The following is a 24,493-nucleotide window of genomic DNA, read 5'->3' as shown; positions in this document are numbered from 1 at the left end:
TGATGCTCATCAAAACGTCCGCTCCGGGGTAGCATTGCGAGGTCTTAAAGTGCAATCGGTCGCCAACGTCCAATTTATACGGCTGGAGGCCTGAAACCCTGACAATCCTTGTCACACGACCGCATCCGGATAATGACGCGACGCTCGCGACGCTGCGCCAGCGCGGCTTTGACGCCCTGTCGGCGCCGGTGCTGCGCTTCGAGCCGGTGCCGTTCCGCGGCGACGACGATGCGGATTATGATGCTGTCATCCTGACCAGCGCCAATGCGCTGCGCGCGGTCGATCTCGCGACCAGCCCGCTGTTGCGGCTGCCGCTGTTTGCGGTCGGGGCACACACCGCCGATGCGGCGCGCGCCGCCGGCTTCGACAAGGTAATCGTGGCGAAGGGCGATGCGGTCTCGCTGCGCAATCTCGTGCTCGCACGGGTCGAGGCCGGCGAGCTGCCGGCGTCTGCGACGCTGCTCTATCTCGCCGGCGCCGACCTGTCGCGCGATCTCGCCGGCGAGCTCGGCGAGCGCGGCGAGCGCGGGCTCAGCGTCGTCACCCACACCACCTACCGGATGGCGCCGGTGGCCGGCTTCCCGAGGGAAGTCAGCGACGCCTTCATGGCGAACCGGATCACCGCGGTGCTGCATTATTCCCGCCGCAGCGCGCAGGCCTTTCTGGACACGGTCCGAGCCGACGGGATCGAGATTTCGGCGCTCGCCTTGCCGCAATGCTGCATCTCGGCGGCCGTCGCCGCGGTGCTCCATGACGCCGGCGCGACCAAGGTGGTGGTGGCGGCGCGGCCCGACGAAAATGCCCTGCTGGAGGCGCTCAGCCGCACCCTGCGGCCGAGACCGGAATAATTCTTTCGTCTGACCATGATGTTAGGCAATGCTCGGTTATTCGGATCGTGCTCTAAGAACCCGGGCCGATTCTGGTAGAGTATGCGGCCAGCAGCTTTGAGGACCCCCGCGATGGCTGAAGAAAGGCCAGACGACCCAGGATCTTCGCCGGATTCCCGGCCCAAGCGCGCGCCGCCGACCATCGACCTTCAGGCGACCGAAATCTCCAGCGAACCGTCGAAGACGGAGGGGGCCGAGGAAGCCGCCAAGGAGGCTGGCCAGGATGCCGGCAAGGCGTCCGCGGACGCGGCGACGCCTGAGGCCGAGCCCCAAGGCGACGCCGCACCGCAAGCGGAGCCGCAGCCCGAGACCGCCTCCGCGGCGCAGGACGCCGAACCGGCGCGGCCGGTGTCGCCCTGGGTGGTGGCTCCGATATCCGGCGCCGTCGCCGCGGCGCTGGTGATCGGGGTCGGCTGGCTGCTCGGCTGGCCGGTCGTGCAGCCGGTCCCGGCGCCGCAACCCAGTGCCGCCATCGACCAGCTCGGCACGCGCCTGAGCGCGCTGGAATCGAAAGCCGGCAGGCCGGTCGCGGCGGCCGCCGATCCCGCGGCGACGGCGCGGCTGGAGGCGCTCGACAAATCGATCGCCGCACTGCGCACCGAGCTCGCCGCGACGCGGGCGCAATCCGACAAGCTTGCGGCGGCCGCCAATGACGCGAAGACCGCGCCGCGCGATGGTGCGGCTGCGCCTGATCTCTCCGGCATCACGGCGCGTATCGACAAGGTCGAGAACGCAGTGAAGGCGCAGGGCGCCGCGATCGCGAGGCAGGACGGCAAGATCGCGGACACCAAGGCCGAGGCGAAGGCCGACGATGTGCCGCTGCGCCGCGTCGTCGCGGCATCGCTGCTCGACGTCGCGGTGCGGCACGGCGATCCCTATGCCTCCGCGCTCGAGGCCGCGAAGGCGCTGTCGGATGATGCCGAGGTGCTGAAGCCGCTCGCGACGTTTGCGACGTCGGGCGTGCCGAGCCCGAACGCGCTGTGCCGCGAGCTGATCGAGATCGTGCCGAAACTTGCGCCGCCTCCGCCTGAGGCTGCGGCAGCCAGCGCCGGGCTGGTCGATCGTCTGAAGGCCGGTGCCTCCACGCTGATCCAGATCGAGCGGACCGACGGCACGGGGACCGATCGCGGCAGCATCGTCGCGCGCGTGACATCGGCCGCCTTGCATAATGACCTCGCACTGACCGAGCGTGAACTGAAGTCGCTGCCGCCGGCGGATCGCACGGCGGCGCAAGCCTGGCTCGCCAGGGTGGACGCGCGCCGCGCCGCGCTCGACGCGTCGCGTAAATTCGCCGACAACGCCATGGCGGCGCTCGCCACGGTCAACCAGTAAGTCTTTGCAATAGGTTCTCGATGATCCGGATCATTCTGTTCCTGCTGCTGATCGCGCTCGCTGCAGCAGGTGCGGCCTGGATGGCCGATCAGCCCGGCGATCTCGTGCTGAACTGGGGCGGTTTGCGCTTCACGTCCAAGCAGCCGATGTATCTGCTCGGCCTCGTCGTCGTCGTCGCGATGGTCGCCGGCGTGATCCTGCGCGGGCTCTGGAAGATTCCCGGGCACATCCGTCGCGGCCGGCGCGAGCGCCGTCACGCCCGCGGCCGCCACGCCATCACGCAAGGCCTGCTCGCGATCGGGCATGGCGATTCTTCGGCGGCGCGCGCGCATGCCGAAGTGGCGCGGCGCCACGCCGCAAACGATCCGCTGGCGCTGCTGCTGCACGCGCAATCGGCGCAGCTCGACGGCGATCGCGACGGCGCGCAGCGCGCCTTCCGCGCCATGGCCGAGCGCGAGGACACGCGGCTGCTTGGATTGCGCGGTCTGTTCATCGAGGCGCAGCGCGCCGACGATCCGGTTGCGGCCGTGATGATCGCCGAGGAAGCGCTGAAGATGTCGCCGTCGTCGTCATGGGCCTCGCATGCGGTGCTCGGCTTCTGCTGCGCCAAGGGCGATTGGGCCGGCGCGCTGTCGATCATCGACAACAACCAGAGCGCCGGATTGATCGACAAGGCGACCTATCGGCGGCAGCGCGGCGTGCTGCTGACGGCGCGCGCGCTGGAGTTCGAGACCGTCGATCGCGACCTGTCGCGCTCGAGCGCGATGGAGGCGGTCAAGCTGGCGCCAACGCTGATCCCGGCCGCCGTGCTCGCGGCGAAGTTCGAGAGCGAGGCGCATCAGGTGCGCCGGGCGATGCGCATCGTCGAGACCGCGTGGCTAGTGCAGCCGCATCCCGATCTCGCCGACGCCTATTCGCATGTGCGGCTCGGCGATTCCGCGCGCCAGCGCCTGGTGCGGGTCGAGACGCTGGCGGCGAAAACGCCTGGACATATCGAGGGCGCGCTGGCGATCGCGCGCGCCGCGATCGACGCCGCCGAGTTCGCCAAGGCGCGTGCGGCGCTCGAGCCGTTCATCGCGGCGCCGACGCAGCGCGTCGCGCTGTTGATGGCCGAGATCGAGCGCACCGAGCATGGCGACAGCGGCCGGGCGCGGGCCTGGACCTTGCGCGCGGTGCGCGCGCTGCACGATCCGGTCTGGACCGCCGACGGTTATGTGTCGGACCGCTGGCGTCCGGTCTCGCCGGTCACCGGCCGGCTCGACGCCTTCCAGTGGCAGACCCCGGTGGCGGCGCTGCCGTCCGACAAGGGCCATGCCATCGAGTCGTCGCCCTTCGAGGAGGCGATGCTGGCGCCGCGCCGGGTCGAGCCACCAAAGGAAGTCGCCAGTGAGCCTGAAGTGGCCAGACCGGTTGAGCCGGTCGAGGTCAAGCCGGCCGAAGTGAAGCCAGTCGAGGTCAAGCCAGTCGAGGTCAAGCCCTTGGAGCCGGCCGCGCCGACGATGCAGGATAACGCCCCGCTCCCGGCGGCCATCGAGGCCGAGCCCGCCCCGGCCCCGGCCGAACCCGCCGCGCCGGAACCGGCTCCCCCTCCAGCCGCCGAATCGGCGCCCCCGGCGCCGGCCCCCTTGTTCCGGTCGAGGGCCGACCTGCCCAAGGCCGCACCGGCGCCCATTCCGGCCGTGATCCCGATCATCCGGGCCCCTGATGACCCCGGGGTCGACGAGGACGGTCCGGTAGACGAATTTGCGGAACAAATCGGCCCGCCCAAGGCCCAGGTGGGCGGTTGGCGCGGATTTCTGTCACGTTTGGGAAGCTAATTCGGGGTTAGGTTAACGGCTGTATGGTTCGATACCCGCGTTGTCCTTGCCAATCGGGGTCATGCCCGATATCAGGTGGCCGCGTGATCCGGCCGTTGCCGAACGGTTCGCCGCAATAGCTCAGTTGGTAGAGCACGTCATTCGTAATGACGGGGTCGGGGGTTCGAGTCCCTCTTGCGGCACCATCCTCATAATTGTCCAGCCCGGAGACATGGGTAACAGGTCGTACCTAAGACATGGGTGACAGCCTCGTGCCGAACGGGTTGTCGAGGGGTTGCAGGGTTTTCTGCTCCAGGTCGAAATATCCCAAATCATAGTGCATGAAGCTGACGAGCCAAATGCCGTCGTCGACCTCCTTGATGCCGAGTTTTTGTCCAGCCAGCACGGTGGAGAGGTTGATGCGCTTGCGATGCAGGCAGAGCCGTCCACAGGCGGTGACGAGCACCTCGCGATCGTGGAACGGATAAGTCAGTTCCGGCAGGCCGGCATAGCCGCGCGTTGAGGCGTGTAGCGCTCGGCGGGGCACTTCATATCGAGGGCCTCGTGCGGGCGTTCAGCATTGAACTCGCGGACGAAGGCGTCGAAGCGTTCCTGCTGTTGCAAGCCGTTGGAGCCTGGCGGCCGAGTGGTCTCCTGCTTGAGCGTGAGGTGCATGCGCTCGTGACGGCCGTTCTGCTGCGGATGGCCGGGCTTGATGCGTTCGATGGCAATGCCAAGCCGCAGCCACCACACCGAGAGCTTTGAGAGATTGAACAAGGCGTTGGGACTGGCAAACGGCACGCCATTGTCGGAGCGAATGGCGCGCGGCATGCCGCGCTCACGGAACAACCGCTCGAAGGCCGCAATGGCCGGCTCCTCGCGGGTGGAATCGAGCGCTTCGCACAACAGCAGGAAGCGCGAGGCATGGTCGGTGACGGTCAGCGGGTAGCAATAACGGCCATTGCCGAGCTTGAACTCGCCCTTGAAGTCGGCGCACCACAGATCATTGGGTCCGGCCCCCGCGGACAGAGGCGTGCCGCGCGCGCGGTGGCGCGGCACGCCTGCGCGCTTGACCAGGCCATGGCGATCGAGAACCGCATGGATGGTGCTCTTGGCCGGAACCCGGATATCGCCGTCGAGCCGCCGGACCAAGAGCTCACGGATCTTGCGCGCGCCCCAGTGCGGTTTCTCGGCTTTGAGACGAACAATCAGGCCCTCGATTGGCTCGGGGAGCTGATTGGCATAGCGCACCGGTCGCCGCGACCGATCGCATAGCGCCGCCGCGCCCTGTTCCCTGTAGCGATCGAAAATCTTGTAGCCGGTCTTGCGGGACACGCCGAACTCCCGGCAGACGTCCGTCATGGCCCCCCGTCCAGCAGACGGGCGACAAAGCGAAGGCGCTCTTCCATCACCGAACTCGCTTTCCACGGCATCCACACCTCCCGCAGAACAAAAGCGGAAAGTGTAACCCATGTGTCCGGTACGAAATGTCACCTATGTCTCGGGCCGCTCATAATCGGCTCGAAGCGCTCTCCCAGGCAGCAAGACGCATTTCCTACGCTTTCTGATACCTAATCAGGCCTTGCGGTTGTGCTCTCTCGAGCACCGTGGTTACGCGCGGGTTACAGGTTCGAATGAGAGTTGTGTCGGCGCCCGGAAGGCCGCTCGGTCTCGATGGCAAACTGTACCGAGAGTTTGAATCCCTGTCGCTCCGCCACCTCGCCCCGAAATTTCGTACCTCCGAACGGAGACAGCCCCGAAAACTCGGCCGTTTTCGTGAATCTTTTGCCCTGGAGAATAGGGGTCGTACTAAAAATGAGCCGCGAATAGGGCTGGAGAACGGGTTTTTCTCCGAATCCTAGAACGTCGGGAATTGGTACAGTACGGCATTTCAGCGAAAACATGGTGGCCGGTTTCGCATCTCTCTCGCTCAACCAAAAAACTCAAGATATCGAAACGGAACTGTGAATTAAGTCATGGCAAAACCGCTGATAATGACGAAGGCAATTGCATACCTGAGGACATCAAGTGCGGCCAACGTCGGGGCCGACAAGGACAGCGACAAGCGCCAGCGGGCTGCCATCGGGGCGTTTGCGAAGCGGGTCGGCCTGGAGATCACGGAGGAGTTCTACGACCAGGATGTCAGTGGGGCGGACCCGATCGAGAGCAGGCCGGGTTTCTCAGCCTTGCTGGACCGGATCGAGTCCAATGGCGTGCGGACCGTCGTGGTAGAGGATGCTTCCAGGTTTGCGCGCCAATTGATCGTCCAGGAGGCCGGCATAATCGCGTTGATCGAGCGCGGCGTTCGGGTCCTTACCAGCTCCGGCGACGATCTCACCGAGACGAGCGATCCGTTCAAGATCGCTATGCGCCAGATCGCCGGGGTTTTTGCCCAACTTGAAAAGGCGCGGCTTGTGAGCAAGCTCAAGGCCGCACGGGACCGAAAACGATCGACCGGCGTCAAAGTCGAAGGACGCAAGAGCTATGCGGAGATCGATAAGCGAGATCACGACGGTCGAATGATCACGCTCGTTCGAAGACTCCGAAGAAAGGCGCCGAAAAAGGGACGGCGATCGCTCCGCGAAATTTCCGCTGAACTTGCCCGAGCCGGCTTCCTGTCGAGCAGCGGCAAGCCGTATGCTGCCACGGCAGTGGCCAGGATGCTGGGTGAACTATGACCGGTAGGCCAAAAAATCGCGGCTCACGCCTTATTCACAGCGTTCCGGCCAGTACGCGCCCCTTGTCGCGGCCATCAAGACGATATAGAACGAAAAGAGAACGATGGGCCTTACAATGCCATACGATGGCCGAGCGGTAGCGAACTTCGTGCTCGATAGATGTGCCGAGCGCGGAGCCCAGGTTTCGAACCTGTCCCTACAGAAGATTGTCTACTTCTGCCACGTTTGGTCTCTGATCGAGTTGAAGTCGCCCCTGATCGCGCAGCGGTTCGAGGCCTGGGAATACGGCCCTGTGCTTCCGTATTTGTATCGAGAATTTAAGACGTTCGATCGGTCTCCGATTCGCAGCCGCGCGACCCGAATCAACCCGCTGACCGGCCAGAACGAAGTCGTTCAATATGATTTCGATGACCCCACCACAGATATGCTCACAAGAATTGTTGCGTTCTATTCTCGTCTTCGTCCAGGCGATCTCGTTGAACTAACGCACGCGGTAGGTGGTCCATGGTATAATGTATGGAATCACTTTGGGGCCATAAACCCCGGGATGAAAATCAACGACGAGCAGATAGTGAGTTTCTATTCCAAGCGAGCACCACCGTTCACCATCCAATGAAGAGAGGCCGGCGTGTCAAAGCTCAAAGTGCCGTCAGTGCAGCATTTGGCTCGGAATTGGCGGAGCACACCTGAGCGGACGTGTCGAAAGCTCGTCTCTCTAGCCAACAGCCCTCCCAGTTTTAATTACAACGCCCTGTTCGGTGCCGTTCGCGACATGCTGGTGTTCAACCAGCCCTACGACGAAATCGTTGAGGGGATTCGTCGGGCGGTCAAGCGGGCGGATGTAAGAGAAAATCTGTTAGGTGTTTTACCGCTGATCCGGGACCATTTCGCCAGCGTGTCACCGGACTTTGTGCAAGCGATCGATCGCCGCTACTACTCGGTCGGGCGCGGATTGATGGTGCCGTTCGACCCACCACTATTGTATGGTATCGGAGGTAAACTTACCTTCCCGTGGTTCAGCTTTTGGCGATCGAACCCGCTCGCAGATGTGCGACTTTCTCTGTTCGTGACACTGGTGGATGAGTTGCTGGCGGAAGATCCCGACCTCTCGGCGGCCGACTTCCAGATCCTGGACTTCAGCGTTCCGAAGACTGGCAAGAAGAAGCCGGGCGAACCGAGAGCGGAACGTCAGCTTCGTATCATTGATGCGCCTAGCGTCCCTCGTGTCAGCGAGGCCACGAAGATGGAGATGCTGACCATCTTTGCCGAGGGCTATTTCATGGCGATTGAGGAACTGTCCGGTGCCGTTAAGCCGCAACCTTCGGCTGACAAGACCCAAGAACGTGATCCGCGACAGGGAGACTTTTTTGAAGACGATCCACAGGCACCGTAGCCAGGTCAAAGTTTAACGCTCGGTAACGATCGCGGCGTTGACTGACAATTTAAGGATGCGTTAGAACGAATCGCGAATCACTCTAGTGCTCACTTTTGGCGCTGCGAGGACTTTTCTCATGGATGGCCGGTTAATTGTGCTGCAACGGTTCGTTGAGGCGCTGGGCGAACCTGCGGATATCAGCAGCATCGACAGTCGTAAGCGGTTTCAGAAAGCGGTCTATCTCGGTCAGCTTTCCGGCATCGATTTGGGATACCGGTACAGCTGGTACGTTCGCGGACCATATTCGACATCGCTGACCAAGGACTACTACGCCTTGGCGTCGGCGGTGGGTGCTGGCGAGCAAGCGCCTGGGGACCAAAAGCTAAAGCCGGCGATAATTGAGAAGCTGCAGGGCATCCGTTCGCTGCTGAACTCTCCGCATGGCCCGCTCGATCAGCCATCGTGGTACGAATTACTGGCATCATGGCACTACTTGCGGCAGATCAGCAGGCAGTCTCCAGACCAGGCCCGCGATACTCTGGTGCGCACAAAGCCGCATCTGGTCAATCATGTGCCGCTGGCTGACGCCGCTTTAAAAAGGCACCAACTGCTGCCAGCCTGACCAATGTCTGAGTTCCACTTCAGACGCATCACCGATCCGGTCCACGGAACATTCGGGATCAGTAATCTCGAATCTGATATCATCTCAACGTCCGTCTTCCAGCGACTTCACAATGTGAAGCAGCTCGGGCTGGCGCACCTAGTTTATCCAGGTGCGGGTTACTCCCGCTTCTCACATTCGGTTGGCGCTTGCCATGTCGCGGGCCGGATGATGCGAGCCTTGAATCAAAATGGACTCAAGCAGTGGGATAATCACGAGATACAGAAGTACCGACTGGCTGCTCTGCTGCACGACGTGGGCCACTATCCTTTCTCGCACGCGATGGAGCACGTTCTTCAAGACCACTACAAGGCAGAGACATATTTGACTGGTGCGTCGGGCGCTGATGCGACCGAGTCTGCCATCTCCGAAGAACCGCCTGCTTATGACCACGAGACCCTTGGCCGGCAAATAATCGAGCACGATGACGAGATCGGGCGGGTGCTTGCCGCACACAACTTCACTAGAGAGGAGATAAGAGGGGTCTTCAGCAGAGAACAGCCGGACGGGCTTGCGAACCTCGTCAGCTCCGACTTGGACTGTGACCGGCTCGATTACATGATGAGGACAGCCCACGGGGCTGGATTGCCTTACGGAGCGGTGGACGTCGAATACCTTACCACGCAGATGTGTGTCGATTCCGAGGGCTACCTTTGCCTCACCAGGAAGGCATTGAGGGCAGCCGATCACTTCTTGGTATCGCGCTACTACGACTACACTCAGGTGGCCTATCACAAAACCGTGGTTGGTCTCGAAGAAGTCCTGAAGGACGTCATAGCCGGCCTTATTGCTCATGGCCTGGACTGTTCAGGACCAGCCATGAAGGCGATGGTCCTCGATGGGTCCTTTGCGGCCTTCGACGATCAGGCGGTGATCTCGCGCATGAGAGAGCTGCTACGAAGCCTCGGAGAAGGAGATCAGATACTACGACGGAAATTGCGTTCGGTCCTTCGTCGTGAGGCGCCGAAGCTGGTTGCGGCGTCGGAAAGAATTGGACCGCGAGAATCAGCCCGCGACCACCTCAACAACGTTCATCAGTTGCAAAGCCATATCCCGGTCCTAGCGGCGCATTTCTCGATACCCGAGCAACTGTGGCACCTTTGGAAGGCGAAGCTCAATCTCAGCAAAATCGGGTCCACCATCCCGGTTGGTGATGTCGACGGCGATAGCTTCGAGGAGGAGTTGCAGCAGGTCGTTCGTATTCTGACCACAGACAGGCGCAACCAGGCCAGCAAGAGCAGGCCGTTGATCGAGCATGATTTCGCGCTCCTGAAGCAACTGGCCAATGTCAGGCTCTACGCTACACGGCTATACGTTCATCTGCCCGAGGACTGCGATAACCCCACTGCGCTGCGTGCGGAAATCGCAAAAAAGATCAGAATCGACCTGCCACATTTCCCGTTCTCGGACTGACCGGCTACGCGCATACAAGCCGCGATCAACGTATCCTGCAGATCAACTGCAAGTCTCAGCCCCGCGCGCCCCCTTCAAAAACGACCTCACAAAATCAGGAAGCGTCACGCTGCAACCGGCTTGACACGCTTAGGCCGGCCGTGAGAATCGCTCGATATTTCCGGGTTATCTGACTCGGTGAATGTAATCCTGGTGTCGATAAACGCTAAAAATAATTTCTCCTGGTAAAAATAGGTTGACGGGGAACTCCGTCCCGTATAGGCAGGCCGGTATCGCCGACACGAATCACCAGGAGAAAATAAAATGGCCGATTCAGAACACCAGGAAAATACGCCCCCAGTTGAGGGAGCGGCAGCGGACCTGCTCTCACGACGGGTCCGGAGCGGAATTCGAGCTAACAAGCATTGGGCTTTGGCGGGAATGGCAGGGACCAACCTTGGCCATACCACGATCCTGGCTCGCATGACGGTGAAGGAGTTCTGCAATATATCCGTCGTTGGCAATCATGCCACGGTCGACAAGGAGGACAGTGAGTTCAAAGGCCAGTTCGTCGCCCAGCGCGAGCTGACGCCGTCCCACGCCAAGGGTCTTGCCCTGTACATTCTACGGGGGCTCGTCGTCGCTGGCATTGTCCGGAGGGGCGAGAACAATCGACCGGTCACGGCTCGGATACGCGAGATTGCGAACGACCTGGCCGGTGGCCCCTATCAGGGTCTCCAACCGTTCACCGCTAACATTCGTGACTGGACCGAGAGCGATTACAACCAACTCGTTGCGGTCGACAAAGAATTTGCCCTCTACAAGATCTTGCTGCCGGTCTTGATCAAACTATGGGTAGTCGACGGCCAGCATCGGCGCCACGCTCTAAATTTGGTGTTGCGGTATCTTGAACAGCTCCTAAAGGACAATGCCTATCCGCGAGCCAAGAGCCATAATCTGTATTTTAGTGATGAGGCTGGCACCAACGGAGCAATTGACGCCGAAACGCTCGAGTTTTGGCAGGAGGTTTACGACATCTTGATCGAGGAACATTCGATCACGATGGAAGTCCATCTCGGCTTGAACGAAGAGCAGGAAAAGCAGCTCTTCGTCGACCTTAACTCTCGAGGCAAAAAGCTTTCTGCCTCGATGTTGGGTGAATATGATCGGTCGGATGCGATCGCGGTCCTAAGTGCAAAACTTCGGGACGACAACATCATCACGGTGCCAATCTTCTCCGACAGCGATGCCAAGGACTGGGAAACGGCGGGGCTTACCTTCAGCGACATTGTAATGGTGAACCGTCTGCTCATCCACGGCGCAAACTCAAAAGCGCCCACTCCTCAGGCCGTCGTCAATGACAAGCTTGATTTTGTCGAGCGTTTTTGGACGACCGTTCATGAGGTGCCGGGGTTTGTCGATGTCGATGCTAGGTCCAAGACTGTTGTTGCCCAACCTGTGATGCTCAAGGCTTTGGCCAAACTCGCCTTCGACCTCGGCTATGGGAAGACCTCTCTGCAAGACAACGAGGCGCTGAAGAAGTTGTTTCTGGCCATGCGCAAGGAGCGCGACCTTTTCTCGCATGATCAGGTGATCTGGCGAGCCCTGTTCCTGAACGACGCTGATAGGGCAGAACAATTTGGCGCACCGATCAACCAGTTCGTGTACGTCAACAACCAGTTGGTCGGCAAAACCGGCAACGTCGACGAAAACGGCAAAGTGCGTTTCGGCCATGCGCACAATGACATCTATCCGCGGCTTGGTGATATTCTGCGGTGGCATCTTGGCCTCGCCAATCGCGGTGCCGCAAACAAAGCGCGTGAGAAGGAAGGCCGCCCGCAGTGGGGGCCGGACGGCGAGCTTGTCGAAAGTCCCGCGGTGGACCAGGCCGCTGAATAAGTTCCTGAGGGGCGCCTACGGGCGCCCCTCTTTCATTTGCGACCTCGGCCGCACGGTATCGACGGTTCGTCTAATTGGCTGACGCGGAGGTCGAGGCTAGTCCATCGGCGGTTCTCCCGGGACTAAAGGCTAGAGATCATCCGAGAGGCCGACTACTAGTGTTCGGAGCAGGAGAAAGGGAAACTATGCGCATCCCATGGGACCAGCGCCCTCAAAAATTTTGCTCAAAATGCAAGACCATCACTCCCTGGAACAGCGGTAACCGATGCCTGGTCTGTCAGCGCGAAAGAAGCCGGAAGTACTACGAACGGAAAGTGGCGTCCGGAGGTGAGTTTTCGGAGGAAATTAAAGCTCGACTCCGCTCAGAACATCCCGAGAAATGTCCGGGATGTAATACCCCCTGGGGCCAAGTTGAGGTCCATAGCCAGCATCCAAACACGCCCTGGCATTTCGATCATCATGTTTCGCCCCAGCATGGAGGCACTAACGCCGACAGTAACGCCAGGATAATGTGCTGGCGCTGCAATCTCGAAAAGCTGAACAAGCGCGTCTCAAACCAGCTCCCTTCATGACTTGAGATCGGTACACAAAAGCGGTACACATCGTGCGGTCGGCGAGCTTAGAACTCCTGCAAATTAAGCGGATTTCGATGGTGGCGATCCAGTCCTTTCCTGGGCACCAGCAAGGGGGTGCCCTCTTCTTTTCTAGTTCCATAACATTCGATGGGCGCGATCGGTGATCGCTGCCCGCTTGCGATCGGCAGATCGGAGCTGCATCGTCACGGGATTTACTGGTAGCCCGGCACCTGCCAGCTCCTTTGCATGGGGTTGTTTTCGATATTTTGGCGGGAGCCGCCGCCGGGCTGCGATCAGAAAACGAAAGCGCCCCTGGATCGGATCCAGGGGCGCTTTACGTCGAGCGTGTTCCGTGCGTTCGCTGCGTTACTCGGCGACCGTCTGCACGACGTTGCCGATCGGCCGGCCCGTTGCGATCGGCTTCTCGGTCTTCGCCATCATCGCGTCGTATTCGGGCAGCGTCTCGAGCTGGGTCTTGGCCTTCATCCAGACCACCTTGTAGCCGCCGGCCTTGAGCTTGCGGAGCAGCGTCGGCAGCGCCTGCGCGGTGTGCTTCTGCAGGTCGTGCATCAGGATGATGCCCTTGTGCTCCTTGTCGAGCTTGGTCATCACGTTGTTGATCACCTCGTCCGCGCTCTTGGACTTGAAGTCGTTGGAGTCGACGTCGACCGAGAACATCGCGATGTTGCGGGTGCCGAGATAGGCGGTTGTCGCCGGGGTGTGCGCCAGCGCCGGGAAGCGGAAGAACGGTGCCGGGTTGGCGCCCAGCGCCAGCTTCACCGCACTAAAGCCCTTCTCGATCTCGTCCTTGGCCTGCTGCTCGGTCAGCTTCTTGCTGGCGAGATGCGCATGCGACCAGGTATGGGCGCCGATGGTGTGGCCCGCGGCGGCGACCTGGCGCAGGATGTCCGGGTGATAGGTGGTGTGCAGGCCGATCGGGAAGAACACCGCCTTGGTGCATTCATCGGCCAGCGCCTTGAGCACGGCCGGCGTCGTCGGCCACGGACCGTCGTCGAAGGTCAGCACGACCTCCTTGTCGGTCAGGAAGTCATACTGCTTGTACTGCAGGAAACCGAAGCCCGGGCCGCCATTGGTGTCGACCACGACGGTGCGGCTGATGCCGAGCGCATCGGGATTGGCGCATTTGGCCGCGGCCGCGACGGGGGCCGGCGCCGGCGCAGGAGTGGCGGCCGGTGCCGCGGCCTGGGTGGCATCGGCGCGCTTCGACAGCGCGGCGGTCGTCTCGACATCGTCCCTGGCGGCCTGCTTTGCCGCCGCAGGCAGCGGATCGGCCTTGGCCGCAGCCGTGGTTTGCGGAGGAGCCGCGTCGGCACGCGGCGAGGAGGTCCAGAACCACACGCCGGCGATCACGATCGCCGTTACAACACTGGCCAGCATCAGGCCCAACGCACTACGCATCGCTACACACTCTCTCGGAACTTAAGGATACGCCACAGCCGTAACGAGCGATTAATGCCAACAAGGTCTTAACGCGATCCCAACAAGGCGCCGGAAGGACAAGAAAAAGCGGGCGTTACCATGCGTGATGACCGTCACGGTCGGTTTCAAGCTTCTTCGCGGCACGGAAACGCTATAGAACCGGCGTCGCATTCCCTGGAGCCGTTTCCGCTCCGATGAAATCGGAACGGGGCTCCGGATTTCCTATTTGACGCGTTTTCTTCGCGCGAACCGGCACCCTTCGCGCGAAAACGCTTGAGAGGCTTTGAGAGATGATCCGATTTCTGTTTGCCGTCGTTCCGCTGGTTTTGTTGACGTCGGCCGCCTCGGCGCAGCAGCAGGGGCGGGATGCCTGCTCGCGCGATGCCTCGCGGTTCTGCCGCGCCCATCTCAGCGAGGGCGATCAGGTCGTATTGGCGTGCCTGAAGGAGCATCGCAGCCGCCTCAGCAAGGCCTGCCAGCAGACGCTCGCCGATCACGGGCAGTAGACCCATCGGCTGTCATTCCGGGGCATTGCGGAGCGATGAACCTCAGATGCGCAACTGCGCATCGGGGAATCTCGAGCTAATAATCTCCAGATTCCGGGTTCGTGCTATTCGCGCGCCCCGGAATGACAATGGAGAGACTACGTACTACTCCCCGCTGCGGTCGCGACCACCGGGATCACCTCCTTGGCGGCGCGGTCGGGGGTCTCGTCCTTCCAGCGCACCGATCCGAACGGACGCTCCAGCATCCGGCGCACGCGGATCGGCTCGGCGCCGATGTGGAAATCGGCGGCCTTCTGATGCAGTTCGCGCTCGATCTGCGTGGCGCGGTTGCGCTGGCGCAGGAAATCGAGCCAGGTCGGGCAATGATAGCGCTCGGTCCACAATTCGGGATCGGCGATGTCGCGGGCGATCGACCAGCCATAGGCGCCGTTGCGCTGGCGGCTGAGCTGCACGTCCTGCATCACGTTGTGGAAGGCGCGGGCATTGTCCTGCGCCACCCGGTATTCGATCTCGACCACCAGCGGCCCGCTGCGCCCGCTCAGTTGCAGCCGCACCTCGGGATCGGCCAGCGCATCCGTCGCGTCCTCGTTGCGGGCGCCGATCGGCGGCATCCTGAGCCAGATGCCGAGCAGCGGCGACAGCAGCATCAGACCGGCGGAGATCAACAGCGCCATCTCGACGCCGCCGACATCCGTGATGCGGCCCCAGCACCAGCTGCCGATCGCGATGCCGCCGGCGATCGCGGCCTGGAAGGCCGCCAGCGAACGTCCCGCGACCCAGCGCGGCGCGGAGAGCTGCACACCGATATTGAACAGCGCAATCGCCAGCATCCACACCGCTCCGGCAACCACCAGCGCGGCGGCGGTGATCACCGGCTGCTTGCTCACGGCAACCGCGGCGATCGCCGCGCCCATCGTCAAAGCGCAGACGCGTATGGCGGCTTCGCCGCTCAGCCGGCTGCGGATCTCGCTGATATTGAGCGCGCCGATCACCGCGCCCATGCCGAAGGCGCCGAGCATGATGCCGTAGGTCTGCGCGCCGCCATGCAGGAGGTCGCGCGCCACCAGCGGCATCAGCGCCGAGACCGAGCCGCCGATGATGCCGGTCACCATGGTGCGGGTCAGCACGATCTTGATCGACGGCGAATTGGTGATGTAGCGCACGCCGGAGACGATGGCGCGGTTCAGCCGCTCGCGCGGCAGCCGCGACGGCTCGCTGACGCGATTCCACAGGAACAGCACGACGAGCAGCGGCAGATACAGCACGGCATTGGCGGCGAAGGCCGCGACGGCGCCCGCGGACGCCACCACGATGCCGCCGATCGCCGGACCGAAGCTGCGCGCGATGTTGTAGCTGATGCCGTTCAGCGCGACCGCGGCGGGCAGCGTCTCCGGCGGCACCTGCTCGCTGACCGACGATTGCCAGGCCGGGCCGAACAGCGCCATGCCGCTGCCGACGACGAAGCACAGCGCGAGCAGGATGTTCGGCGTTACCAGATTGAGCCAGGCCAGCACGGTCAGGATGGTGGCGCCGGTCAGCGCGATCGCCAGCGACACCAGCGCGACGATGCGGCGGTCGTGCATGTCGGCGATGGCCCCGGCCGGCATCGAGATCAGCATTACCGGCAGCATCAAGGCGGTCTGCACCAGCGCGACCTTGTCGGCCTCCGCGGTCATCTGCGTCATCGCCCAGGCGGCGCCGACGCCCTGGATCAGGATGCCTAGATTGGAGAGCAGGCTCGCGAGCCAGATTCGCCTGAAGATTGAATGCCGCAACGGTGCAGTGATACTGTCGGAGCGATCGCGCGGTTCGGTCATATCCAGTTCCGGTTGGCCTGCTATGGCTTGTTGGACGATTCCGGCTGCACCAACTGATGCCCGCGAAACGCGTGTTCTGTCCAGCGATTACGGCATCCTTGGCGGGGACAGGGCACAGCTAAGGCACTGAAAGACCTGAGGAAGGCCGAGGAAAGTCGGGGGAAGGGGCCAATGGCGCTGTCGCGGCGGAGAATATTGCAAGGGGCCGGCGCCCTGTCCCTGCTGGCCGGCCGCCTCGGCGCCCCGGCCTTGGCTCAGCCGGCGCCCGCCGGTGACACCCCGCCGATTCTGTTCGTGCACGGCAATGGCGATCACGCCGCGCTCTGGATGACGACGCTGTGGCGGATGGAATGCAACGGGGTGCCGCGCGAGCGCATGGCCGCGATCAATTTCACCGATCCGCTGGCACGCACCGACGACAAGATCGAGCAGGCGAGCCGCTCCTCGACCGAGGACCAGCGCCGCGAGCTCGCCGAGGCGATCAGGGAGCTGAAGCAGAAGACCGGTGCGCCGCGGGTCGCACTGGTCGGCAGTTCGCGCGGCGGCAATGCGATCCGCAATTACATCAAGAATGGCGGCGGCGGCGACATCAGCCACGCAGTGCTGTGCGGCACGCCCAATCACGGTGTGTACGCGTGGGACGACGGGCTCGGCAACGAATTCAACGGGCGTGGTCCGTTCCTGCGCGGACTGAACGATGGCGACAGCGAAGTGACTGTTGGCACCCTGTTCCTGACGCTGCGCAGCGATGGGCTGGACAAATATGCGCAAGCCGACGGCCGCTTCGTCGGCAAGCCGGGCACGCCGACCAACGTCACGACGGAAGGCCCGGCGCTGAAAGGTGCGACCAATCTGGTGCTCGGCGCGGTCGATCATCGCGAGACCGCCTTTCATCCGCGGGCCTTTCGCGAGATCTACAAATTCATCGCAAGGCACGAGCCGTCGCGGATCGAGATCGTGCCGGAGACGGCGGTGAGGCTGAGCGGCCTCGTCACAGGCACGCCCGGCGGCGTGCCGACCAACCGGCCGGTGCCGGGGGCCACGGTCGACATCTATCGTGTCGCGGCGGAGACCGGCGAGCGCATCGGCGGCCCGCTGCACAGCTCGCAGACCGGCGCCGACGGTCGCTGGGGTCCGGCGCAGGTCGATCCGTCGTGGCCGCTCGAATTCGCGCTGACGTCACCCGGTACGGCGACGACGCACATCTATCGCTCGCCGTTTGTGCGCTCGTCCGAGATCGTGCATCTGCGCGCGGCGCGGCCGCTGGGACCGGCCGATGCCGGCGCAGGCGCGGTTGTGCTGATGTCGCGGCCGCGCGGCTATTTCGGCCTGCCGCGCGACATCGTGCTGTTCGACGGCAAGGAGCCGGCCGATGTAAAGCCCGGTGTGCCGACCGATTCGGTGACGACGCTGCGGCTCGCCGCGGACGATGTCGGCCGTCCGGTCGCCGCGATCTTCAACGGGGAACGCATTATGATGCGGGCCTGGCCGGCATCGGAAAATCGGATTGCGGTCGCCGAGCTGACTTATTAGGTCTTGTGCAGGGTCCGCGCGCCTTCTTGGCGCCGAGATCGCATGGCCGGATCGGCCGTCGCGTGAGGCAGGAAGCGAGGACCATGAGCATAGCCGAGGTCTACGATATCACGGTCGCGCGGCGGCCCCTGGTCCCGCCGGCCCCGCCGCGCGCGCCGGACGACATGGGCGCGTTCCAGCGCATGCGGGTGATGCGCAACTCGCCGATCGAGACCTGGGGCCAGCGTGCCTATGAGGACGACATCGTCCAGGGCCGTTTTCTCGGCCACTCGAGCTTCATCCTCAACACGCCGGATGCGATCCGCCATGTGCTGGTCGACAATTACGAGAACTACACCCGCACGCCGGCCGGCCTTCGCGTGCTGCGTCCGATGCTCGGCGAGGGGCTATTGATCGCCGAAGGGCGGGCGTGGAAACACCAGCGCCGCACGCTGGCGCCGGCGTTCACGCCGCGCGCGGTGACGACGCTGGTGCCTTATATGATTGCGGCGGTCGACGAGACCATCGCCAAGCTGAGCTCCGCCAGCGGCGGCCCGGTCGATCTGCGCGAGGCGATGCAGCGGATGACGCTGGAGATCGCCGGCCGCACCATGTTCTCGTTCGGCATGGATCGCCACGGCGCCGCGCTGCGCGACTTCGTGATGGAGTATGGCGACACGCTGGCGCGGCCGCACATGCTGGATCTGGTGCTGCCGTTGAATTGGCCGACGCCGCAGGATTTCCGCCGCGCCCGTTTCCGCAAGCGCTGGACCGCGTTCGTCGGCATGCTGATGGCCGAGCGACGTGCGGCCGGCAAGGATGACAACGCGCCGGCCCGCGACCTGTTCGACCTGATGGGCGCCGCGCGCGATCCTGAAACCGGCGAGGCCTTCACCGATGCCCAACTCGGCGACCAGGTCGCCACCATGATCCTGGCCGGCCACGAGACAACTGCGACCGCGCTGTTCTGGGCGCTCTATCTGCTGGCGCTCGATCCCCTGACCCAGGAACAGCTGGCAGCAGAAGTCGGGAGCGCGGCGACGTCTGGCGCGCTCGACATCGAGCGGCTGAAATTCACCCGCGCGGTGATCGACGAAACCATGCGGCTTTATCCGCCGGCGTTCCTGATCGCGCGTGCGGCAGGCGGTCCCGATACCATCGCGGGCCGTCCGGTCAGGAAGGGTGACGTAATCCTGATCGCGCCGTGGCTGTTGCACCGGCATGAGAAGCTGTGGCGCGATCCGAACGCGTTCGTGCCGTCGCGTTTCATGACGGGAACGCCGCCCGATCGGTTTGCCTATCTGCCGTTCGGCGTCGGCGCGCGGGTCTGCATCGGCGCGCATTTTGCGCTGGTCGAGGCGACGCTCGCGCTTGCGAAGATCATCGGCGCATTCCGCGTCGCGCTGGCGGACAAGGATCCGGTGTTGCCGATCGGCGTGGTGACGACACAGCCGAACCGCTCGCCGGTGTTTACGATCAAGCCGCGCTGATCTTGCGCGGCGGTGTCCCAATGCTCATCTAGGGGCTCACCATGAGCGATACGCAGGCCCATTTCGCAGTCCTCAGGCAGACGACCGATCCGGCCGTCGTCGATGCCATGCAGCAGCTGATCGCGGACGGTCATGACCGGGATCTCAATCGCATCAATCTGCTGGATTTCTCGAACCGCACCGGGCTCGACCAGGAGAAGGTAATCTCCGGCTTCCTGCATGCGTCGCGGCTCGGCCTGTTCGACATGAGCTGGAATGTGCTGTGCCCGGGCTGCGGCGGCGTGCTCGATGCGCATTCGACGCTGAAGTCGTTGCGCCATGACGACTACAATTGTGCGCTGTGCGCGGCCGGATACGAAGCGTCCGTCGACGATCTGGTCGAGGTCGCCTTCACCGTCAGCCCGCGCGTGCGCCGCATCGGCGCGCATGATCCGAATACGCTGCCGATCTGGGAGTATGTCCGCCAGATGTTCTGGAGCTCGGGCATCGAGCTCAACGAAGACTCGCTGGAGCGCCTGCTCAAGGAGGTGACGCTGGAATCGCTGGAGTTGCCGGCCGGCGAGAAGGCGCTGCTATCGCTGCAATTGCCGAAGCAGTTCCTGATCGTGTTCGAGCCGGTGACGCACTCGGCGCATTTCTTCGACGTGCAGGGCGAGCCGACCACCGAGCGCCAACAGTTCTCGATCGTGTTCAACAAGCTGCAGGCGCCGACCGGCACCACGGTGCTGCGGCCGGGGCCGCTCCGGCTGTCGCTGGACAACCAGACCGACACCCGCGTGCTGCCCGCTGTTTGGGTAGCGGCCGATGCGCTGCATGAGCTGCTCGGCAAGCGCAAGCCGATCCTCACCGCGAAGCGGATGCTGTCGAACCAGACCTTCCGCGATGTGTTCAAGGCCGACAACCTCACGGTCGACCAGCGGCTGAAGATCACCGCGCTCACCTTCCTGTTCACCGACCTCAAAGGCTCGACTGCGCTCTATGAACGGGTCGGCGATCTCGCCGCATTCGATCTGGTGCGCGCGCATTTCCACGCGCTGCTCGAGATCATCGCTTCCGAGCACGGCGCCGTGGTGAAGACGATCGGCGATGCCGTGATGGCGACCTTCATCCGGCCAGAGCATGCATTATCGGCGGGCCTGCGCATGCGGGCGGCGATGAAGCAGCTCAACACCGCGCGCGGCAAGGAAGATCTGATCGTCAAGATCGGCATCCATGAGGGGCCGTGCCTCGCGGTGACGCTCAACGAGCGGCAGGATTATTTCGGCCAGACCGTGAATATCGCAGCCAGGGTGCAGAGCCTGTCGACGTCGCAGGAAATCCATTTGACCCAGCCGGTGATGGAATCGGCTGAGGTCGCGGGCATCCTCGATCGCGCCGCGATCAAGCCGATCCAGAAGGAAGCGGCACTGCGTGGCATTGCCGACAAGCTCGTGGTGTACGAGATACCGTAGTTGAGCACATCGTCATTCCGGGATGGTCCGTCAGGACCAGACCTCAGATGCGCAATTGCGCATCGGGGAATCTCGAGATTCCGGGTTCGATGCTTCGCATCGCCCCGGAATGACTCAATCCATGTTGCCGAAACGTAATGTCGCAGCGGGAACCTGCGCGGATTGCACCGGTTCTGTTTCCACGCCATATAGATTTCAACGGAGCGGGATCCGGGAAAACTTGATAGCCGGAAAGATCACGCTCAATTCAGGCAGGCTTCATTCCACAGAGAGAACGATGCTCGACGGACTTCGCCAATTCATTGCCGATATCGTTTCCCCCGACGCCCAGGCCGACCGCACCTTCGATGACGGCGACTATCGCCTGGCGGCGACCGCGCTGCTGGTGCACGTCGTCTCGCTGGACGGCGAGCCGACGCCTGCCGAGACGCGCAAGCTGCACGGCCTGATCGAGAGCCGTTTCCAGCTCGACCGCGGCGCGGCCGACAAGCTGATCGCCTCTGCCATGCGCGTCGAGGGCGAGGCCGTCGATCTCTATCACTTTACCAGCGTCATCATGCGCTCGGTGAACGAGGAGGGACGGCTGCGCATCGTCGAGATGATGTGGGAGCTGGTCTATGCCGACGGTCAGGTCAGCGAGTTCGAGGACAATGTGGTCTGGCGCGCCGCCGATCTGCTCGGCATTTCCTCGCGCGACCGCATCGATCTCAAGCATCGGGTCGCCGAGAAGCAGGCGGCGCTGCCAAAGGGCCCATGGGGCACGGCGGACGCCGCAATCTGACGCGATTGCCCGCGCCGGCGGACGCATCGTCACCGGTATCACGGATGACGAAATTTTAATGTCCGCCGCGATTGTGGGCGATCCGACTGAAAATCTGGCGTTTCATCACAAAACCAGTGCCTCGCCGCTGTCCACAAGCTTACACACGGCTTGCGTCCCACCGCATGCCTATGCTCTCGTCGGCTTGTTGGGGACCTCACTAGAATTTGCAGTAAGAGTTTGAAACGTGACCGAGCGTGTGACGCTGATAACCGGGGCATCGGCGGGCATAGGCACCGAACTGGCGCGCGTGTTTGCATCGAATGGTCACCGTGTGGCGCTGGTGGCGCGGCGCGCCGACCGCCTGAAGGCGCTCGCCGACGAGCTCGGGGCCAAGGGCGGCGCAGCGCCGATTGTGATCCCCTGTGATCTCCAGCACGCCGATGCGGGCGACCGGATCGCGCAGGCCCTGACCGACGCCGGGGTCGAGGTCGAATTTCTCGTCAATAATGCCGGCTTCGGCCTGTTCGGCCGCGCCATCGAGCGCGACCGCGCCGAGCAGCTCAACATCATCAATGTCAATATCCGCGCGCTGACCGATCTGACGCTGCGCTTTGCCGACCAGCTGATCCGCAACCGCGGCGGCATCCTCAATCTCGGCTCGATCGCCGGATTTCTGCCGGGCCCCGGCATGGCCGTGTACTACGCCAGCAAGGCCTATGTGTTGTCGTTTACCGAGGCGTTGCGCTGTGAGCTGGCGCCGCAGGGCGTGCGTGTCACCGTGTGTTGCCCGGGCCCGGTACCATCGGAGTTTCAGGATCGCGCCGGGTTTGCCCCCGGATTCGATTCCGCCATCCTCAACGTTACGCCGGAAGAGGTGGCCCGCCAGGCCTATCGCGGGTTGATGGCCAACAAGCGCGCGGTGCTGCCCGGCGCCTTCATCAAGCTGGTGCCGTTTCTGCTCCGGCTGTTTCCGCGCTCCTTCATCCTGACGGCGGTCGGCGGATTTCAGCTCCGCAAGCGCTAGCTGTCCCTGAAAAGCGTCCCACTCGTCGCCATTAAGGCTGTTTCTGGCCCGGGATTTGCTTCGCCTGGGTGTGCGCAAACTCACACGATGTTAACGACCACTTAGCTATGATCGCGCCTTACGTGCCGAAACTTTAAGCAGAGGCAATGTCGTTCCGGTCTGACCAAAGCCGTGTCGTGGTGCCCTTCGCCAGCCGAAGGCCGACCGCGGTCACGGCTGAGATCTCGGACCAGACCCCGCTGCGGCCGGTGCTGATCGTGCTGCATCAGGAGACATCGACTCCCGGCCGGATCGGCAACGCCCTGCGCGCGCTGGGTTACCGCCTCGACATCCGCCGCCCGCGCTTCGGCGACGCGCTGCCCGAAACGCTCGACGCGCATGCCGGCGCGGTGATCTTCGGCGGTCCGATGAGCGCCAATGATGGCGACGACTATGTGCGGCGCGAGATCGACTGGATCGCCGTTCCGCTGCGCGAGCAGCGTCCGTTTCTGGGCATCTGCCTCGGCGCGCAGATGCTGGCGCGGCAGCTCGGCGCCGAGGTCGCGCCGCATCCGCAAGGCCGTGTCGAGGTCGGCTATTATCCGGTCAGGCCGACCGAGGCGGGCCGCGCGCTCTGCCCGGACTGGCCGGCGCGGGTCTATCACTGGCACGGCGAGGGATTTCAATTGCCCGCCGGCGCCGACCTGCTCGCGGCGGGCGATGATTTCCCGGTGCAGGCGTTCGAGTTCGACAACGCCTTCGGCCTGCAATTCCACCCCGACGTGACCTACGCGATGATGCATCGCTGGACCACGCTCGGTTGCGCGCGGATGGATTCGCCGGGCGCACAGCCGGGCCATCTGCACTTCGCCGAGCGTGCCGTCCACGATGCCGCCGAGCGCGCGTGGCTGAAGCATTTCATCGACGGCTGGATCGCGCGCGTGCCGCAGCGGCAGCTGCTGCAGGCCGCGGAATAGCCGCCACGCGGAATTTCGCGCCGGCTTTTCGTTCTGGTGAATGTGCTACTGTCGGCCGCCGCGCGCAGGCCGCATCGCCGCGCGTATCAATAACAACAAGGCACAGGGAGATCGCCGTGAGCTACGAGCACATCCTCTATGAGGTCAGCGACAGGATCGCGACCATCACGCTCAACCGCCCCGATCGCATGAATGCGTGGACCGCGATCATGGAGCGCGACGTGCGCCACGCGATGGAGGCGGCGGCCAACGACGACAACGTTCGCGTCATCGTGCTGACCGGCGCGGGCCGCGGCTTCTGCGCCGGCGCCGACATGGACGCGCTGAAGGGAATCGATCCCAACGAGGTCAGGCGCGGCGAGAATATCCCGTTCGACATGAACCGGCGCGCCGACTGGCAGACGCGCTACGCCTACTACCCCGCGATCAGGAAGCCGATCATCGCGATGCTCAACGGCGCCACCGCCGGCATCGGCCTGGTTCACGCGCTCTATTGCGATTTGCGCTTCGCCGCCGACACCGCGGTGTTCACCACCGCCTTCGCGCGGCGCGGCCTGATCGCCGAACACGGCATCAGCTGGATGCTGCCGCGTATCGTCGGCCACGCCAATGCGCTCGATCTGTTGATGTCGGCGCGGCGGGTGTCGGCCGAGGAGGCGCTGCGCATCGGCCTCGTCAACCGGCTCTCTTCGCCGGAGAAGCTGCGCGAGGAGACCTATGCCTATGCCCGCGACCTCGCCGATTTCGTCTCGCCGAGCGCGATCGCTGTGATCAAGCGCCAGATCTACGACGTGCCGTTCCAGACGCTCGCCGAAGCCACCATCGATGCCAACCGCGAGATGCAGATCGCGCTGAAGGGCAATGATTTCAGGGAAGGCGTCGCGAGCTTTGTGGAGAAGCGGCCGCCAAGGTTTACGGGGACGTGAGGGGGCTAACGGA

At 63.4% G+C, this 24,493-nt stretch carries 19 protein-coding genes, 1 tRNA gene and 1 pseudogene; 18 read left to right on the top strand and 3 right to left on the bottom strand.

The window, feature by feature from the left end:
• Window positions 1-98: 98 nt before the first annotated feature.
• The 4 genes from J2R78_RS16340 (at window position 99) to J2R78_RS16325 (ending at window position 4,221) form a co-directional block, all read left to right on the top strand.
• On the top strand, window positions 99-848 hold the full coding sequence (locus J2R78_RS16340; RefSeq protein ID WP_253609833.1) for a uroporphyrinogen-III synthase: 750 nt from the start codon (window positions 99-101) through the stop codon (window positions 846-848).
• 111 nt (window positions 849-959) lie between these two features.
• Window positions 960-2,219, top strand: a complete 1,260-nt coding sequence (locus J2R78_RS16335; RefSeq protein WP_253605638.1) for a COG4223 family protein — start codon at window positions 960-962, stop codon at window positions 2,217-2,219.
• A gap of 20 nt (window positions 2,220-2,239) precedes the next feature.
• Window positions 2,240-4,036, top strand: coding sequence for a heme biosynthesis protein HemY (locus J2R78_RS16330; protein WP_253605635.1), 1,797 nt, complete (start codon window positions 2,240-2,242; stop codon window positions 4,034-4,036).
• Between the two features lie 109 nt (window positions 4,037-4,145).
• Window positions 4,146-4,221: transfer RNA gene (locus J2R78_RS16325), tRNA-Thr, on the top strand.
• 44 nt (window positions 4,222-4,265) lie between these two features.
• Here J2R78_RS16325 and J2R78_RS16320 read toward each other — a convergent pair.
• A pseudogene (locus J2R78_RS16320) lies at window positions 4,266-5,448 on the bottom strand (IS481 family transposase).
• Between the two features lie 543 nt (window positions 5,449-5,991).
• Here J2R78_RS16320 and J2R78_RS16315 point away from each other — a divergent pair.
• The 6 genes from J2R78_RS16315 (at window position 5,992) to J2R78_RS16290 (ending at window position 12,020) form a co-directional block, all read left to right on the top strand.
• On the top strand, window positions 5,992-6,693 hold the full coding sequence (locus J2R78_RS16315; protein ID WP_253605633.1) for a recombinase family protein: 702 nt from the start codon (window positions 5,992-5,994) through the stop codon (window positions 6,691-6,693).
• A gap of 115 nt (window positions 6,694-6,808) precedes the next feature.
• Window positions 6,809-7,309, top strand: coding sequence for a Panacea domain-containing protein (locus J2R78_RS16310; protein WP_253605631.1), 501 nt, complete (start codon window positions 6,809-6,811; stop codon window positions 7,307-7,309).
• A gap of 12 nt (window positions 7,310-7,321) precedes the next feature.
• Window positions 7,322-8,086 carry a hypothetical protein gene (locus tag J2R78_RS16305; protein ID WP_253605629.1) on the top strand — a complete coding sequence of 255 codons (765 nt, stop codon included), beginning with the start codon at window positions 7,322-7,324 and terminating at the stop codon, window positions 8,084-8,086.
• A 118-nt stretch (window positions 8,087-8,204) separates the two neighbouring features.
• Window positions 8,205-8,690: a hypothetical protein gene (locus J2R78_RS16300; protein ID WP_253605627.1), complete on the top strand. Its 486-nt coding sequence runs from the start codon at window positions 8,205-8,207 to the stop codon at window positions 8,688-8,690.
• A gap of 3 nt (window positions 8,691-8,693) precedes the next feature.
• On the top strand, window positions 8,694-10,142 hold the full coding sequence (locus J2R78_RS16295) for an HD domain-containing protein (RefSeq protein ID WP_253605625.1): 1,449 nt from the start codon (window positions 8,694-8,696) through the stop codon (window positions 10,140-10,142).
• A gap of 303 nt (window positions 10,143-10,445) precedes the next feature.
• Complete coding sequence (locus tag J2R78_RS16290; protein ID WP_253605623.1) at window positions 10,446-12,020, top strand: DNA sulfur modification protein DndB; 1,575 nt, start codon at window positions 10,446-10,448, stop codon at window positions 12,018-12,020.
• Window positions 12,021-12,961: 941 nt separating this feature from the next.
• Here the strand turns inward: J2R78_RS16290 and J2R78_RS16285 are convergent.
• Window positions 12,962-14,014 (bottom strand): polysaccharide deacetylase family protein, encoded by a 1,053-nt coding sequence (locus J2R78_RS16285; RefSeq protein WP_057021319.1) that lies wholly within the window; start codon window positions 14,012-14,014, stop codon window positions 12,962-12,964.
• Between the two features lie 311 nt (window positions 14,015-14,325).
• Between J2R78_RS16285 and J2R78_RS16280 the strand changes: the two genes are divergently transcribed.
• On the top strand, window positions 14,326-14,541 hold the full coding sequence (locus J2R78_RS16280) for a cysteine rich repeat-containing protein (RefSeq protein WP_253605621.1): 216 nt from the start codon (window positions 14,326-14,328) through the stop codon (window positions 14,539-14,541).
• 137 nt (window positions 14,542-14,678) lie between these two features.
• Here the strand turns inward: J2R78_RS16280 and J2R78_RS16275 are convergent, their stop codons facing one another.
• The gene (locus tag J2R78_RS16275; protein ID WP_092087790.1) at window positions 14,679-16,358 is read right to left on the bottom strand and encodes an MFS transporter; all 1,680 of its coding nucleotides are present in this window, start codon (window positions 16,356-16,358) and stop codon (window positions 14,679-14,681) included.
• A 171-nt stretch (window positions 16,359-16,529) separates the two neighbouring features.
• Between J2R78_RS16275 and J2R78_RS16270 the strand changes: the two genes are divergently transcribed.
• The 7 genes from J2R78_RS16270 (at window position 16,530) to J2R78_RS16240 (ending at window position 24,480) form a co-directional block, all read left to right on the top strand.
• The gene (locus tag J2R78_RS16270; protein WP_253605619.1) at window positions 16,530-17,891 is read left to right on the top strand and encodes a hydrolase; all 1,362 of its coding nucleotides are present in this window, start codon (window positions 16,530-16,532) and stop codon (window positions 17,889-17,891) included.
• An 83-nt stretch (window positions 17,892-17,974) separates the two neighbouring features.
• The gene (locus J2R78_RS16265) at window positions 17,975-19,360 is read left to right on the top strand and encodes a cytochrome P450 (protein ID WP_253605617.1); all 1,386 of its coding nucleotides are present in this window, start codon (window positions 17,975-17,977) and stop codon (window positions 19,358-19,360) included.
• 41 nt (window positions 19,361-19,401) lie between these two features.
• Window positions 19,402-20,811 carry an adenylate/guanylate cyclase domain-containing protein gene (locus J2R78_RS16260; RefSeq protein WP_225642287.1) on the top strand — a complete coding sequence of 470 codons (1,410 nt, stop codon included), beginning with the start codon at window positions 19,402-19,404 and terminating at the stop codon, window positions 20,809-20,811.
• 277 nt (window positions 20,812-21,088) lie between these two features.
• Window positions 21,089-21,592 carry a TerB family tellurite resistance protein gene (locus tag J2R78_RS16255; RefSeq protein ID WP_016847256.1) on the top strand — a complete coding sequence of 168 codons (504 nt, stop codon included), beginning with the start codon at window positions 21,089-21,091 and terminating at the stop codon, window positions 21,590-21,592.
• Window positions 21,593-21,818: 226 nt separating this feature from the next.
• Window positions 21,819-22,598: an SDR family oxidoreductase gene (locus J2R78_RS16250; protein WP_253605615.1), complete on the top strand. Its 780-nt coding sequence runs from the start codon at window positions 21,819-21,821 to the stop codon at window positions 22,596-22,598.
• A 146-nt stretch (window positions 22,599-22,744) separates the two neighbouring features.
• Window positions 22,745-23,554, top strand: a complete 810-nt coding sequence (locus tag J2R78_RS16245; protein ID WP_253605613.1) for a glutamine amidotransferase — start codon at window positions 22,745-22,747, stop codon at window positions 23,552-23,554.
• 116 nt (window positions 23,555-23,670) lie between these two features.
• Window positions 23,671-24,480 (top strand): enoyl-CoA hydratase, encoded by an 810-nt coding sequence (locus J2R78_RS16240; protein ID WP_253605611.1) that lies wholly within the window; start codon window positions 23,671-23,673, stop codon window positions 24,478-24,480.
• The last annotated feature ends 13 nt before the right edge of the window (window positions 24,481-24,493 follow it).

This window comes from Bradyrhizobium sp. USDA 4538 (assembly GCF_024171045.1).
Lineage (GTDB): Bacteria > Pseudomonadota > Alphaproteobacteria > Rhizobiales > Xanthobacteraceae > Bradyrhizobium > Bradyrhizobium australafricanum.
This window is presented reverse-complemented; position numbering and strand designations above follow the sequence as displayed.

What these genes read in the sequence shown, in the direction of transcription:
- J2R78_RS16335 (WP_253605638.1), top strand. Translation starts at nt 960, where the DNA reads ATGGCTGAAGAAAGGCCAGACGACCCAGGATCTTCGCCGGATTCCCGG.
- J2R78_RS16330 (WP_253605635.1), top strand. Translation starts at nt 2,240, where the DNA reads ATGATCCGGATCATTCTGTTCCTGCTGCTGATCGCGCTCGCTGCAGCA.
- J2R78_RS16315 (WP_253605633.1), top strand. Translation starts at nt 5,992, where the DNA reads ATGGCAAAACCGCTGATAATGACGAAGGCAATTGCATACCTGAGGACA.
- J2R78_RS16310 (WP_253605631.1), top strand. Translation starts at nt 6,809, where the DNA reads ATGCCATACGATGGCCGAGCGGTAGCGAACTTCGTGCTCGATAGATGT.
- J2R78_RS16300 (WP_253605627.1), top strand. Translation starts at nt 8,205, where the DNA reads ATGGATGGCCGGTTAATTGTGCTGCAACGGTTCGTTGAGGCGCTGGGC.
- J2R78_RS16295 (WP_253605625.1), top strand. Translation starts at nt 8,694, where the DNA reads ATGTCTGAGTTCCACTTCAGACGCATCACCGATCCGGTCCACGGAACA.
- J2R78_RS16290 (WP_253605623.1), top strand. Translation starts at nt 10,446, where the DNA reads ATGGCCGATTCAGAACACCAGGAAAATACGCCCCCAGTTGAGGGAGCG.
- J2R78_RS16285 (WP_057021319.1), bottom strand. Translation starts at nt 14,014, where the DNA reads ATGCGTAGTGCGTTGGGCCTGATGCTGGCCAGTGTTGTAACGGCGATC.
- J2R78_RS16280 (WP_253605621.1), top strand. Translation starts at nt 14,326, where the DNA reads ATGATCCGATTTCTGTTTGCCGTCGTTCCGCTGGTTTTGTTGACGTCG.
- J2R78_RS16275 (WP_092087790.1), bottom strand. Translation starts at nt 16,358, where the DNA reads ATGACCGAACCGCGCGATCGCTCCGACAGTATCACTGCACCGTTGCGG.
- J2R78_RS16270 (WP_253605619.1), top strand. Translation starts at nt 16,530, where the DNA reads ATGGCGCTGTCGCGGCGGAGAATATTGCAAGGGGCCGGCGCCCTGTCC.
- J2R78_RS16265 (WP_253605617.1), top strand. Translation starts at nt 17,975, where the DNA reads ATGAGCATAGCCGAGGTCTACGATATCACGGTCGCGCGGCGGCCCCTG.
- J2R78_RS16260 (WP_225642287.1), top strand. Translation starts at nt 19,402, where the DNA reads ATGAGCGATACGCAGGCCCATTTCGCAGTCCTCAGGCAGACGACCGAT.
- J2R78_RS16255 (WP_016847256.1), top strand. Translation starts at nt 21,089, where the DNA reads ATGCTCGACGGACTTCGCCAATTCATTGCCGATATCGTTTCCCCCGAC.
- J2R78_RS16245 (WP_253605613.1), top strand. Translation starts at nt 22,745, where the DNA reads ATGTCGTTCCGGTCTGACCAAAGCCGTGTCGTGGTGCCCTTCGCCAGC.